This is a genomic window from Sphingopyxis sp. 550B, assembly GCF_057401805.1.
The window spans coordinates 1,107,006-1,120,482 of the sequence record NZ_CM171610.1; the positions used below are offsets into that span (position 1 = coordinate 1,107,006).

Consider the following 13,477-nt stretch of genomic DNA (forward strand, 5'->3'; position numbering starts at 1 on the left):
GAGTCCATTCGATGTCATCGCCCTTTTGGAACGGCCCCCGACTTTCGCCGGGGACCGCGCGGCGCCGCGCGGCCCGGCGTGGATCAGTTGCCGAAGGTGCGCTGCCACCAGCCGCGACGCGGCTCGCCCGTGGCTTCGTCCACCGCGTCGTCGCCGTCGGCGACGGTCGCCGGTTCGGCCTCGCGTTCGGGCGCCGTGACGGGAGCCTCGGCAGCTTCCGCTGGGGTGGCTTCGGCGGCGGCGACAGCCTTCTTGCTGCGGCTTGCGCGCTTTTTCGGCGCGGGCTTGGCTTCGGCTTCCACCGGCGGCGTCGCTTCGGGCGCGGCGGCGGGGGCTTCGGTGGCTTCGGCTTCGGCCGGGGCTTCGGCCGGAGCAGCCTTGGGCTTGCGCGGCGCGCGCTTGCGCTTCGGCTTCTCTTCGGCGGCCGGCGCTTCGGCCTCGACCTCGGCTTCGACGGCGACGGGCTCGGGCGTTTCGGCTTCGGGAGCTTCGGCTTCGACCGGTGCGGCTTCGGTCACACCCTCGTCGGTGGCCTCGGCCTTCTTGCGGCCGCGTCCGCCGCGGCGACGGCGCGGCTTGGCTTCCGCTTCGTCGGCCGGAGCCTCGGCAGGCGCTTCGGCTTCCGCCGGTTCGACGTCAGCCGATTCGGCCGCCATTCCGGTGTCCGCTTCCGCGTCGGTATCGGCATCGCCGGCGTCGCCATTCTCGCCGCTTTCGCCATTTTCGTCGTCGCGACGTCCGCGGCGCCCGCGGCGGCGGCGGCGGCGGCGCTTGCGGCCGTCGCCATCGCCTTCGTCGTGCGGACGATCGGCGCGTTCCTCCTCGTCCTCCTCGGCGGTCTCATCGTCGAAGCTCTCGTCTTCCTCCTCCTCGATCTCGACGATCGGGGCGAAGCTGCGCTGCTGCGTGGGCGGCGGACCGCCGACCTCGACCGCCATCCGCGCGCCCTCGGTTTCGCCGTCGGGCAGGATTTCGACGGAGACGCCGTAGAGTTCCTCGATCTCGCGCAGTTCGCGGCGCTTTTCGTTGAGCAGGTAGAAGGTCGCTTCCTGGCTCGCGCGCAGCGTGATCCGGCTGCCCTTGCCGCGCGCCGCTTCCTCCTCGATCAGGCGCAGCGCCGACAGGCCGGCCGAGCTGGCGGTGCGGACGAGCCCGGTGCCCTCGCAATGCGGGCAGGGGCGCGTCGAGGCTTCGAGCACGCCGGTGCGCAGGCGCTGGCGGCTCATCTCCATCAGCCCGAAGCCCGAGATGCGGCCGATCTGGATGCGGGCGCGGTCGTTCTTCAGCGCTTCCTTCATCGCACGCTCGACCTTGCGGACGTTCGAGCCGTGATCCATGTCGATGAAGTCGATGACGATCAGCCCCGCCATGTCGCGCAGGCGCAGCTGGCGCGCGATCTCGTGCGCGGCCTCCAGGTTGGTGTTGAGCGCGGTCTGCTCGATATTATGCTCGCGCGTCGAACGGCCCGAGTTGATGTCGATCGACACCAGCGCCTCGGTCGGGTTGATGACCAGATAGCCGCCCGACTTGAGCTGGACGACGGGATTGAGCATCCCGGCGAGCTGATCCTCGACCCCGTAGCGCTGATAGAGCGACACCGGGTCGGCATATTGCTTCACGCGCCGCGCGTGGCTGGGCATCAGCAGCTTCATGAACTGCTTCGCGGCCTTGTAGCCCTCGTCGCCCTCGACGAGCACTTCCTCGATATCCTTGTGATAGATGTCGCGGATCGCGCGCTTGACCAGGTCGCTGTCCGAATGGACCAGTGCTGGGGCGCTCGACGCCAGCGTCTTTTCGCGAATCTCGTCCCACAGGCGGGCCAGATAGTCGAAGTCGCGCTTGATCTCGGTCTTGGTGCGGCTCATCCCCGCGGTCCGGACGATGCAGCCCATCGTCGGCGGCAGATTGAGATCGTCGATCATCGCCTTGAGCTTGCGACGGTCGGCGCCGTTCGAGATCTTGCGGCTGATGCCGCCGCCGTGCATCGTGTTCGGCATCAGCACGCAATAGCGGCCGGCGAGCGACAGATAGGTGGTCAGCGCGGCGCCCTTGTTGCCGCGCTCTTCCTTGACGACCTGAACCAGCATCACCTGGCGGCGGCGGATGACGTCCTGAATCTTGTAGCGGCGGCGCAGCGACATGCGGCTTTCGCCGTCGTCTTCGCCGTTCCGGCCGCGCCCGCGGCCCTTGCGGCCACCGCGCGCCCGTCCGCGCCCGCGGCGCCCGCCGCGGTCGTCCTTCGATTCCTCGGCGTCGCCATTGTCGGTATCGGATTCGCCGTCGCCATCGCCGGCCTCGGCGTCCATGTCGTCGTCGCTGTCCTCGCCGACCGTCACCGGTGCCGGGGCGTCGCCATTCTCGTCGTCGTCATGTCCCTCGACCTCGGCGACGTCGCCTTCCAGCTCGTCGAGATCCTCTTCGGCGCGCATCGCCGCCTCGGCGGCATGCTCGGCCTCTTCGCGGAGCAGCGCTTCGCGGTCTTCCTTCGGAATCTGGTAATAATCGGGGTGGATTTCGCTGAAGGCCAGGAAGCCGTGACGGTTGCCGCCATATTCGACGAACGCCGCCTGCAGCGACGGTTCGACGCGGGTGACCTTGGCCAGATAGATATTGCCCTTGAGCTGCTTGTGCTCGGCGGACTCGAAATCAAACTCCTCGATGCGGTTTCCCTTGGTGACGGCGACCCGGGTTTCTTCCCGGTGCCGCGCGTCGATCAACATGCGCGTGGTCATTGTAAACACTCCAAGCGCGCCGCGGCGCGCCAACAGAAAATCCCGCGGACGCGCCCGATCGGCGGCCGCGGCGGATAAGGGTGAAACGGAAAAAGACGTTATTGCCGCGCGGGCCCCGCGTCCGATCGTGGGCGCGCATGCGGTCTTCCGCCGCGACGACCGCGGGCGCGAAGGCGCCTGCGTCGCGGGAAGAAGAGGGCATGGCAAGCCTCATGCGGCATCAACCTGGTTATCGGGGCGACCGGATCGGCTGGGCGACACCTGAAGGATCGCGTCGGCCGCCCGGTCATCCGGGTGGACTGGCGGCGGGTCGTCCTTCCCCGCGTGTCCGGCGCCGGGGCAGCCGCGATCCGCGATTCGCGCGGGTCGGGCCCTTCCCCTCGAAAGGCCGGACGGCGCCGGGAACGACACCGCCAGTGCGGGGGGTGCTAGCATCGGCATCGCCGGACGGCAACCTCCACCGCCCGATAAAGATGGGAAGGCGCCCGTGCGTTGCAAGATTGCCGCACCGGGGCGCACCGGCGAATCGTGCTGAATCGCCGGTTAACCCTGCCGGTTGACGCCCGTTTGAGGTGCGATGGCTAATGGACGGTTCACGACTTTCCGCCGCCGGGGGCCTCGATGTTCTGGAATAAGCGCTGGACCACTGCCTGTCAGGGACGGCATAATCGCCCGATGGGCCTGCTGTTCGTCCTCCTGACGCTGCTGTGGAATCCGCCGGTGGCGCTCGCGGGGCAGATCGGTGCGATCGAGATCGGCGATTCCGAAATCACCCTGCGCTTCGATGATCTCGTCGCAGGCGCCTCGACGCTGCTGCTCGCGGGGCCGGATCGCATCGCGCTCGACATCGCGGGGGCGCAGGCGGGGCGGTCGCCCGGCGGGGCGGGGATCGTCCGCGCGGTGCGCCAGGGCCAGCGCGACCCCGCGACCGCGCGCGTCGTGCTCGACCTCGCGCAGCCGGCGCTTGTCTCCGACGCGCGCTTCGCCGCCGACGGCCGCAGCCTCAGCCTGCGCCTGCGGCCCGTCTCGGCCGACGCGTTCGAGCGCGCCGCGCGCGGACCGCGCCTCGAATTGCAGCCGCCCGCGCAATTCCGCGCCAAGCCGCCGCAGAAACGCTACAGCGTCTCGGTGCCGATCGGCCAGCCGAAGCCCGCGCTGCCGCTGCCGCGGATCGAGGGCCCCGACAATCCGCGCCTGCCGCTCGTCGTCATCGACGCCGGGCATGGCGGGCACGATCCCGGCGCCATCTCTCCGCACAGCGGCAAGCGCGAGAAGGACATCACGCTGGCGATCGCCCGCGCGACGCGCGACGAACTGCTCGCGTCGGGCCGGGTGCGCGTCGCGCTGACCCGCGCCGACGACCGCTATCTGGTGCTCGAGGAGCGCTACGGCATCGCCCGGCGCCTGAAGGCCGACCTGTTCATCTCGATCCACGCCGACGCGGCGGAGAATGAACAGGCGAACGGCGCGTCGGTCTATACGCTGTCCGAGGTCGCGTCGGACCGCGAGGCCGCGAAGCTCGCGGCGCGCGAGAACAAGGCGAACATCATCAATGGCGTCGACCTCGGCGCGCACAGCAGCGAGGTGTCGTCGATCCTGCTCGACCTGACCCAGCGCGAGACGATGAACGTCGCCTCCGACTTCGCGCGGCTGCTCCAGCGCGAGGCCGCCGATGCCGTGCATTTCCGCACCACCGCGCATCGCTTCGCTTCCTTCGTCGTGCTCAAGGCGCCCGACACGCCGTCGGTCCTGTTCGAAACCGGCTTCATCTCGAACAGGGAGGACGCTGATTTCCTGAGTTCGGCGACGGGGCAGAAGAAGGTCGCGCGCGGGGTTCGCGACGCGGTGCAGGTGCATTTCGCGCGGCAGATCGCGGCGCGCTGACGCTTCACCTTGATTTCGGCGGCGTGCGGCGCCAGCCTCGGGCCCTTCTCCATTCGAGGCAAGAAGGCGACGCATGGCCGACGATCTCACCCTCCACGCGCATCTCATCGGCCGCCAGGGCTCGCGCGCCGACCTCAACACCCCGGTGCTGGTGCTCGACGTCGACGCGCTCGACCGCAACATCGCGGCGATGGCGGCAACGGCCGCGCGGCACGGCGTCGCGCTGCGCCCGCATGCCAAGACGCACAAGAGCGTCGACATCGCGCGGCGCCAGATCGCCGCCGGGGCGGTCGGTGTCTGTTGCGCGAAGATCGGCGAGGCCGAGGCGCTGACCGGGGGCGGCATCGCGGGCATTCTGATCACCTCGCCCGTCGCCGCGCCGCGCGCGATCGAGCGGCTGGCGAAGCTGGCGGCGCACGCCGACGGGCTGATCGCGGTGGTTGACCATCCCGACGTCGCGGCGCGGATCGACGCCGCGCTCGCCGCGGAGGACGCGCGGCTCGACGTGCTGATCGACATCGACCCCGGCATCGCGCGCACCGGCGTCGCATCGCCCGAGGCGGCGGTCGCGCTGGCGCGGACGATCGCGGGGCTGCCGCGCCTCGACCTGCGCGGCGTGCAATTTTATTGCGGGTCGCAGCAGCATATCGCCGACCATGCCGAGCGCGCCGCCGCGATCGCGGAGCGCACCCGCTATCTGGAAAGCGCGATCGCGGCGCTGACCGGCGCGGGCTTCGCGCCCGGCATCGTCAGCGGATCGGGGACGGGCACCCACCGCATCGACATGGACCTGGGCGTCTTCACCGAATATCAGGCGGGCAGCTATGTCTTCATGGACAAGCAGTATCTCGATTGCGACCTGACCGGCGACGGCGCCTGCCCCTTCGAGGTCGCGCTCGGCGTCGATGCGCGCGTGGTCAGCGCCAACCACGAGCGGCTGGTGACGATCGACGCGGGCTTCAAGGCGTTGTCGACCGACGGCGGGGTGGCGGTCGTGCGGCGCGGCGCGCCCGAAAGCGCGCAGTTCGCCTTCATGGGCGACGAGCATGCCGCGCTCGTCGCGCCGGGCATCGGGGCGATGCTCGCGCCCGGCGATCCGGTGACGCTGACCGTGCCGCACTGCGACCCGACGGTGAATCTCTACGATCATTACCATGTCGTGTCGGGTGACACGCTCGTCGCCATCTGGCCGGTCAGCGCGCGCGGCCGGGCGCGATAGCGCGCCTTCGCGGGCCCGGGCGGGCCGGGCGGTCCGCCGCAAGCCCGCTTCCCTTTCGACGATGCAGGCTTTAGAGGCTGTGCGCATATGGCTTCCGACACCGCGTCCCATTTCCGCCTGCGCCTGCGCCGCGACAGCAATGCCGTCATCGCCTGGCTGCGCGAGATGTGGGCACGCCGCTGGTTCCGCTGGCTCGGCTCGCTCGCGGTGGCCGGGCTGGTGGCGTTCCTGCTGGCCTGGGCGATCTTCGCGCGCGACCTGCCGTCGGTCGACCAGCTGCGCGATTACGAGCCGCCGCTGCCCACCCTGGTCCGCGACGGCGAGGGCAAGCCGGTGCACGCCTATGCCCGCGAACGGCGCGTCCAGCTCGAATACAGCGAATATCCGCAGCTGCTGGTTCGGGCCTATCTGGCGGCGGAGGACCGCACCTTCTTCGAACATGGCGGCATCGACTATCCAGGCGTCGTCTCCGCGATCCTCACCAACCTGAAGAGCGACGGCCGCCCGGTCGGCGCCTCGACGATCACCCAGCAGGTCGCGAAGAACCTGCTCCTCTCCAACGAAGTCAGCTACACGCGCAAGATTCGCGAGGCGATCCTCGCCAAGCGCATCGAGGCGGCGCTGAGCAAGGAGCAGATCCTCGAACTCTACCTCAACGAAATCCCGCTCGGCCGTCGCGCCTTCGGCGTGCAGGCGGCGGCGCGCGCCTATTTCGACAAGGACGTCGACCAGCTCGCGCTGCACGAGATGGCGTTCCTCGCCATCCTGCCCAAGGCGCCCGAAACCTATGGCCGCGCGCGCAACGCCGACAAGGCGCTGGCGCGGCGCAACTTCGTTCTCGGCCAGATGCAGCGCAACGGCTGGATCACCGCGGCGCAGCGCGACGCGGCGCAGGCGATGCCGCTCGGCCTGACCGACGCCGGCAACCGGGCGGTCGCGCAGGTCGGCGGCTATTATATGGAAGAGGTGCGGCGCCAGCTGATCGACGCGTTCGGCGAAACCGCCGAGGACGGACCGCACAGCGTCTATGCCGGCGGCCTGTGGGTGCGCACCGGCTATGACGGCGCGATGCAGACGGCGACGACCGCCGCGCTGCGCCGCGGCCTGATCCGCTACGACGCGGGCAAGGGCTGGTCGGGGCCGATCGCGACGATCGAGGCTGACGACCAATGGGCGAGCCGTCTCGCATCGAGCTTCATCGGCATCGATTACGACGGCTGGCGCGTCGCCGCGGTGCTGTCGAAATCGGCGGGCGAGGCGCGGATCGGTTTCGCCGACGGGTCGACCGGGCGGTTGCCGGCGGGCGCCGCGGGCATCGGCTATCGCAAGACCGGCGGCAGCGCCTTTTCGGCGCTGCGCCCCGGCTATCTGATCGCGGTCAAGGCGACCGCGCCCGGCGTCTACGCGCTGAAGAACATTCCCGAGGTGTCGGGGGGCATGGTGGTCGAAAGCCCGCATTCGGGCCGCATCTATGCGATGCAGGGCGGTTTCGACGTCCGCCTGTCGCCGTTCAACCGCGCGACGCAGGCCGAACGGCAGCCGGGATCGACGATCAAGCCCTTCGTCTATGCGACCGCGCTCGACAACGGCATGACCCCGGCGACGATGATCGTCGACGGACCCTTCTGCGTCTATCAGGGGGCGAATCTCGGCAACAAATGCTTCCGCAACTTCGGCGGCGGCGGCGGGTCGGGCGAGCACACGATGCGCTGGGGCCTCGAACAGTCGCGCAACCTGATGACGGTGCGCACCGCGAGCCAGATCGGCATGGAACCGATCGTCGAAACGATCAAGACGATGGGCATCGGCCAGCACGAACCCTATCTGTCGACCGCGCTCGGCGCCGGGACGACGACGGTCGAGAAACTGGTCAACGCTTATGCGATGCTCGCCAACCACGGCCGCGAGCTGAGGCCGCGCGTCATCGACTATGTGCAGGACCGCCGCGGCAAGGTGATCCTGCCGAAGAACTGGAAGCCGTGCGAGGGCTGCAACGCGTCCGACTGGAACGGCCGGCCGATGCCGCGCTTCGCGCCGTCGGGCAAGCAACTGATGGACCCGATGACCGCCTATCAGACCGTCCACATGCTGGAAGGCGTCGTCCAGCGCGGCACCGCGGTGCGGCTGCGCGACCTGGGCGTGCCGCTGTTCGGCAAGACGGGGACGACCTCCGGGCCGAAGGACGTGTGGTTCGTGGGCGGCACCCCCGATGTGATCGCGGGCGTCTATATCGGCTTCGACCAGCCGCGGAACATGGGCGGCTATGCGCAGGGCGGCAGCCTCGCGGCGCCGATCTTCAAGGATTTCTTCCTCGCCGCGCTGACCGACGCGCCGCCGGTGCCCTTCACGGCGCCGAAGGGGGTCCGCATGGTCCGCATCGACCGCCAGTCGGGCCGCCGCGTCTATGGCAGCTGGCCGGGCAGCGACCCCAAGGCGTCGGTGATCTGGGAAGCCTTCAAGCCCGAAAGCGAGCCGCGGCGGACGATCCGCGAGGAAGAGATCAAGCCGTCGAAGCCCGCGGCGCGCCCCGACGCCCCGGTCCAGCAGGGACCGAACCGCCGCAGCGACAGCGATTTCCTCGACGATCGCGGCGGGATTATCTGACGCGCGGCGGCTTTTCCTCCGGCGCGCGAGCCTCTATGGCCGGCCCGACTTGATTCAGGAGCAAGACCATGCGCGCCGAAGCGCAGGACCATATCGACACGATCAACGCCGCGCTCGCGCTGGTGCGCCGCTTTCTCGACTGGGACCGCGCGCTGCGCCGTCTCGACGAACTCAATGCGAAGGTCGAGGACCCGACGCTGTGGGACAATCCCAAGGCGGCGCAGGAAGTGATGCGCGAGCGTCGCCGCCTCGACGAAGCGATCGGCGCGACGCGCGCGATCGAGACCGAGATGGCCGACACCGCCGAGCTGATCGAACTGGCCGAGGCGGAGGGCGACGACGCGCTGGTCGACGATGCGGTCGCCAGCCTCGCGGCGCTGGCCGCGCGCGCCGAGGAGGACAAGGTCCGGGCGCTGCTGGCGGGCGAAGCCGACGGCTATGACTGCTATATCGAGGTGCATGCGGGCGCCGGCGGCACCGAAAGCCAGGACTGGGCCGAGATGCTGCAGCGCATGTACATGCGCTGGGCCGAGAAGCGCGGCATGAAGGTCGAACTGATCGAATATCAGGCCGGCGAGCAGGCGGGCATCAAGTCGGCGACGATGCTGGTCAAGGGCGAGAACGCCTATGGCTACGCCAAGACCGAAAGCGGCGTCCACCGGCTCGTCCGCATCTCGCCCTACGACAGCTCGGCGCGCCGCCACACCAGCTTCTCCAGCGTCTGGGTGTATCCGGTGATCGACGACAATATCGAGATCGAGATCAAGGAAAGCGACCTCAAGATCGACACCTACCGCGCGAGCGGAGCGGGCGGCCAGCACGTCAACACGACCGATTCGGCGGTGCGCATCACCCACGTGCCGACCGGCATCATCGTCGCCTCGCAGATCGACCGGTCGCAGCACAAGAACCGTGCGACCGCGATGAACATGCTGAAGGCGCGCCTCTACGAAGCCGAGTTGCAGAAGCGCGAGGCCGAGGCGTCGGGCGAATATCAGGCGAAGACCGAGATCGGCTGGGGGCACCAGATCCGTTCCTATGTCCTCCAGCCCTATCAGCTGGTGAAGGACCTGCGCACCGGCGTCACCTCGACCGCGCCGCAGGACGTGCTCGACGGGGCGCTCGATCCGTTCATGGCGGCGGCGCTGTCGCAGAAGGTGACGGGCGAGACGGTCGAGGTGGAGGACATCGACTGATGGCCTTCGCGGGCGTCCGCCCGGCGGCCGCCGCGCTGGCGCTGCTCGCCGCGCCGCTGGCGCTCGCCGGCTGCGACGCGCCGTGGAGCGACGATAGCGACCGCGTCGAGACCGCGCGCGAATTTCCGCCCGCCGACCGCCCCGTCGCGCCGATCACCTCGACCAAATGGTCGACCGAGGAAGCGCGCGACCGCGTCAACGAGGCAGAGGACGTCATGGATTCGGCCGATGTCCGTCCCGGCATGACCGTCGCCGACATCGGCGCGGGCGACGGCTATTACACCGTCCGCCTCGCCCAGCGGGTCGGCCCCGGCGGCCGCGTCCTCGCGCAGGACATCCAGCCCGAGGTGATCGAGCGGCTCGCCGACCGCGTCGCGCGCGAACGGCTCGACAATGTCTCGCTGAAACTCGGCGCGGTCGACGATCCACGGCTTCCCGCCGCCAGCTTCGACCGCGTCTTCATGGTGCACATGTATCACGAGATCGGCGAACCCTACGCCTTCCTCTGGCGGCTGCGCCCGGCGCTGCGCCGGAACGGGCAGGTAATCGTCGTCGACGGCGACCGGCCGGTCGCGCAGCACGGCACCCCGTTCCGCCTGCTCGTCTGCGAATTCCAGGCGGTCGGCTACAAGCTGCTCTCCTACAACGACAAGCAGCACGCCGGCGGCTATCTCGCGCGCTTCGTCCCCAGCGGCCAGCGTCCGCGTCCCGACGCGATCAGGGTGTGCAAGAATCCATAGGGCATGTGACGACATCGAATGGCCTCGTCATCGCCCGACTGCGCATCGGGTCGGCAATTATTCCTTTTCGACAAATAACCGTTCCCCGGCGAAAGCCGGGGTCCACGTGGGGCAGCGCTATGCCATCTGGGCCCCGGCTTTCGCCGGGGAACAGCGCCTTACCTGCCTGAAGGACATATGTGCCGATCGGGTCCGGGGTCGCAATGACGAAGTGCGTCAGTAAACGACCAGCGAATCCCCCGGCCCCAGCCCGGCGAGGAAGCTGACGAGTCCGCCCGCCTGTGCTTGCGGCACCAGTTCGCCCGCGGCGGTGCCGGTCAGCGCCAGCCCCGACTGGCAGACGATCAGCGCGACGTCCATCGCGGCCGCTTCCTCGACCATCTGCGCGAGCGTCGGCTGGCCTGCGGCCCGGCGCGGCGCGTCGCCGGCGAAGCGCACGGGCGCGCGCAGCAGGGCCGCCGCATCGCCCTGCAGGAACAGGCGTGCAGGCCGCCCGAGCGCCGCCGAAGCCATCGCCGTTTCGAGCGCCGCATAGAGGCACCGCGCGTCGTCGGCCGCCACGATGATGCTCAGCCCCGGCATGTCGGGCAATCCGGGTCCTTGGCGACCGCGACCTCGCGCCAGCGCCGGTCGAGCATGTCGATGATCGCCAGCCGGCCGGTCAGCGGTCGTCCCCAGCCGGTCAGCGCGCGCACCGCTTCGAGCGCCGCCATCGTCCCGATCATGCCCGGCAGCGCGCCCATCACGCCCTGCTCGGCGCAGTTGATGCCGGGGCGGTCGGGGTCGTCGCCGACCAGGCAGGCGTAGCAGGGGCTGTCGGCGCGCCATCCCTCATAGAGCGCGACCTGCCCGTCGAACGCTCCAATCGCGGCGCTGAGCAAGGGGATATGCCGCGCGACCGCGGTGCGGTTGACCGCGAGCCGCGTGGCGAAATTGTCGCAGCCGTCGAGGATCAGGCTCGCGCCCGCCAGCAGCGCGTCCGCATTGTCCGCGCCGAGCCGCTCGACCGCCGGCACCGCCTCGACATGCGGGTTGATCCGCCGCGCGGCCCGGGCGGCGCACTCGGCCTTGGGGGCGCCGATGTCGGCGTCGGTGAACAGCGGCTGGCGGTGGAGGTTCGACAGTTCGACATGGTCATGGTCGATGATGGTCAGCCGGCCCACGCCCGCCGCGGCCAGATAGGCGGCGGCGGGGCAGCCGATCCCGCCCGCGCCGATCAGCGCGACATGCGCATCCTTCAGCTTCGCCTGGCCCGCGCCGCCGAACTGCGGCACGATGATCTGGCGCGCGTAGCGGTCGAGTTCGGCGTCGGACAGCAAGAGATCAGTCGCCCGGACGCCGCATCTTCATCGCGGACAGCGACCCGACGTCGCGCGGCTTCGGCTCGTCGCCCGCGGCGCCCGCGATGCCGGTCGACCCGAAGCCGCCCGCGCCGCGCGCGGTCTCGTCGAGCGACTCGACCTCGGCAAAGGCCGCGCGCTGGACGGGGGCCGGGACAAGTTGAGCGATGCGGTCGCCGCGCTTCACCTCGAACGGCTCGTCGGACAGGTTGGCGAGGATCACCTTCACCTCACCGCGATAATCGCTGTCGATCGTTCCCGGCGTGTTGAGGCAGGTGATGCCGTGCTTGAGCGCGAGCCCCGAACGCGGGCGCACCTGCACCTCGTATCCCGCGGGAATCGCCATCGCGAAGCCGGTCGCGACGGCGTGGCGCGTGCTCGGACGCAGCGTCAGCGTCTCGGCGGCGACGACGTCCATCCCCGCCGCGCCCGCGCTGGCATAAGCGGGCAGCGGCAGGCCGCCGCCGTTGGGCAGGCGCTGGATGGCGATCTCAATCGTGGGGAAGGGGAATGCGGGTGTCGAGCTCATCGGCGATCTTTTCCATCAATTTGCGGGCGACCGCCTCCTTGGGCAATCTCTCCCAACTGTCCACGCCGTTCTTGCCGACGATGTGAACGCGGTTCGTCTCGCCGCCCATCGGGTCGGCGGCGACGTCGTTGGCGACGATCCAGTCGCAGCCCTTGCGGGCGAGCTTGGCCTCGGCGTGGGCGATCACGTCGTTGGTCTCCGCCGCGAAGCCAACCAGCAGCGGGGGGCGCCGCGGGCTCGTCGCGAGGCTGGCGAGGATGTCGGGATTCTCGGCCAGCGCGAGCGGCGGAACCCGGCCGCTGCCGTCCTTCTTGATCTTTTGCGCTGAGGTGTCGGCGGCGCGCCAGTCGGCGACCGCCGCGACCATGATCGCGGCATCGGCGGGCAGGCCCGCCTCGACCTCGGCCGCCATCTCGCGCGCGGTCTCGACATCGATGCGAATCACGCCCGGCGGGGTGGGCAGCGGCACCGGCCCCGCGATCAGCAGCACCTCGGCCCCCGCCTCGGCGGCGGCGGCGGCGATCGCGAACCCCTGCTTGCCGCTCGACCGGTTGGCGATGTAGCGCACCGGGTCGATCGGCTCGTGCGTCGGTCCCGCGGTGATCAGGATACGGCGGCCGAACAGCGGACGGTGGTTCGCGGGGGCGAAGTCGGGCTGGCCGTCGATGCCTCCTGTCCCGCCGGCGGGCGAGGAAAGAAGCGCCGCGTCGATGGCTTCCATGATCGCGGCTGGCTCGGGAAGCCGGCCCGGCCCATATTCGCCGCACGCCATCTCGCCCTCGTCGGGATCGAGGATCGTCACCCCGTCGCGGCGCAGCGTTGCGACGTTGCGCTGCGTCGCGGGGTGCAGCCACATGCGCACGTTCATCGCGGGCGCGGCAAGCACCGGCTTGTCGGTGGCGAGCAGCAGCGTCGTCGCCAGATCGTCGGCGACGCCCGTCGCCATCCTGGCCAGCAGATCGGCGGTCGCCGGCGCGACGACGACCAGGTCGGCCTGCCGACTGAGCTGGATATGCCCCATCTCGACCTCGTCCTTCAGGTCGAAGAGGCTGGTATAGACCTTGTCCTCGCTGAGCGCGGCGAGCGTCAGCGGGGTCACGAACTGCTCGCCGGCGCGGGTGAGGACACAGCGCACGCCATGCCCCGCCTTCCGCAGCAGGCGCACGAGTTCGATGCTCTTGTAAGCGGCGATGCCGCCGCCGACGATCAGCAGGATGCGCTTGGCGGCCATCG

At 69.9% G+C, this 13,477-nt stretch carries 9 protein-coding genes and 1 pseudogene; 5 read left to right on the plus strand and 5 right to left on the minus strand.

Going from position 1 to position 13,477, the window contains the following annotated elements:
- Positions 1–83: 83 nt before the first annotated feature.
- Positions 84–2,732, minus strand: coding sequence for an Rne/Rng family ribonuclease (locus AC2S9W_RS05150; RefSeq protein ID WP_486571706.1), 2,649 nt, complete (start codon positions 2,730–2,732; stop codon positions 84–86).
- A 621-nt stretch (positions 2,733–3,353) separates the two neighbouring features.
- Between AC2S9W_RS05150 and AC2S9W_RS05155 the strand changes: the two genes are divergently transcribed.
- From AC2S9W_RS05155 to AC2S9W_RS05175, 5 genes are all read left to right on the plus strand, one after another.
- A complete protein-coding gene (locus AC2S9W_RS05155; RefSeq protein WP_486571707.1) occupies positions 3,354–4,616 on the plus strand; it encodes an N-acetylmuramoyl-L-alanine amidase in 1,263 nt (420 codons plus the stop codon).
- A gap of 73 nt (positions 4,617–4,689) precedes the next feature.
- Positions 4,690–5,835, plus strand: a complete 1,146-nt coding sequence (locus AC2S9W_RS05160) for a DSD1 family PLP-dependent enzyme (protein ID WP_076073534.1) — start codon at positions 4,690–4,692, stop codon at positions 5,833–5,835.
- Positions 5,836–5,922: 87 nt separating this feature from the next.
- Positions 5,923–8,439: a penicillin-binding protein 1A gene (locus tag AC2S9W_RS05165; protein ID WP_104960266.1), complete on the plus strand. Its 2,517-nt coding sequence runs from the start codon at positions 5,923–5,925 to the stop codon at positions 8,437–8,439.
- A gap of 68 nt (positions 8,440–8,507) precedes the next feature.
- Positions 8,508–9,635 carry a peptide chain release factor 2 gene (gene prfB, locus AC2S9W_RS05170; RefSeq protein WP_067112061.1) on the plus strand — a complete coding sequence of 376 codons (1,128 nt, stop codon included), beginning with the start codon at positions 8,508–8,510 and terminating at the stop codon, positions 9,633–9,635.
- Complete coding sequence (locus AC2S9W_RS05175) at positions 9,635–10,375, plus strand: class I SAM-dependent methyltransferase (RefSeq protein ID WP_486571708.1); 741 nt, start codon at positions 9,635–9,637, stop codon at positions 10,373–10,375. Before prfB ends, AC2S9W_RS05175 begins: the two co-directional genes overlap by 1 nt.
- Positions 10,376–10,591: 216 nt before the next feature.
- Here the strand turns inward: AC2S9W_RS05175 and AC2S9W_RS05180 are convergent, their stop codons facing one another.
- From AC2S9W_RS05180 to coaBC, 4 genes and pseudogenes are all read right to left on the minus strand, one after another.
- A complete protein-coding gene (locus AC2S9W_RS05180) occupies positions 10,592–10,957 on the minus strand; it encodes a DsrE family protein (protein ID WP_486572059.1) in 366 nt (121 codons plus the stop codon).
- Complete coding sequence (locus tag AC2S9W_RS05185) at positions 10,945–11,694, minus strand: HesA/MoeB/ThiF family protein (RefSeq protein WP_486571709.1); 750 nt, start codon at positions 11,692–11,694, stop codon at positions 10,945–10,947. Before AC2S9W_RS05185 ends, AC2S9W_RS05180 begins: the two co-directional genes overlap by 13 nt.
- An 88-nt stretch (positions 11,695–11,782) precedes the next feature.
- A pseudogene (dut, locus tag AC2S9W_RS05190) lies at positions 11,783–12,244 on the minus strand (dUTP diphosphatase); the annotation flags it as partial.
- On the minus strand, positions 12,207–13,475 hold the full coding sequence (gene coaBC / locus AC2S9W_RS05195; protein ID WP_076073542.1) for a bifunctional phosphopantothenoylcysteine decarboxylase/phosphopantothenate--cysteine ligase CoaBC: 1,269 nt from the start codon (positions 13,473–13,475) through the stop codon (positions 12,207–12,209). The pseudogene dut and the gene coaBC, both read right to left, overlap by 38 nt.
- Between the last annotated feature and the right edge of the window lie 2 nt (positions 13,476–13,477).

Coding starts and splice junctions, on each gene's coding strand:
- AC2S9W_RS05150 (WP_486571706.1), bottom strand. CDS start 2,732: ATGACCACGCGCATGTTGATCGACGCGCGGCACCGGGAAGAAACCCGG.
- AC2S9W_RS05155 (WP_486571707.1), top strand. CDS start 3,354: ATGTTCTGGAATAAGCGCTGGACCACTGCCTGTCAGGGACGGCATAAT.
- AC2S9W_RS05160 (WP_076073534.1), top strand. CDS start 4,690: ATGGCCGACGATCTCACCCTCCACGCGCATCTCATCGGCCGCCAGGGC.
- AC2S9W_RS05165 (WP_104960266.1), top strand. CDS start 5,923: ATGGCTTCCGACACCGCGTCCCATTTCCGCCTGCGCCTGCGCCGCGAC.
- prfB (WP_067112061.1), top strand. CDS start 8,508: ATGCGCGCCGAAGCGCAGGACCATATCGACACGATCAACGCCGCGCTC.
- AC2S9W_RS05175 (WP_486571708.1), top strand. CDS start 9,635: ATGGCCTTCGCGGGCGTCCGCCCGGCGGCCGCCGCGCTGGCGCTGCTC.
- AC2S9W_RS05180 (WP_486572059.1), bottom strand. CDS start 10,957: ATGCCGGGGCTGAGCATCATCGTGGCGGCCGACGACGCGCGGTGCCTC.
- coaBC (WP_076073542.1), bottom strand. CDS start 13,475: ATGGCCGCCAAGCGCATCCTGCTGATCGTCGGCGGCGGCATCGCCGCT.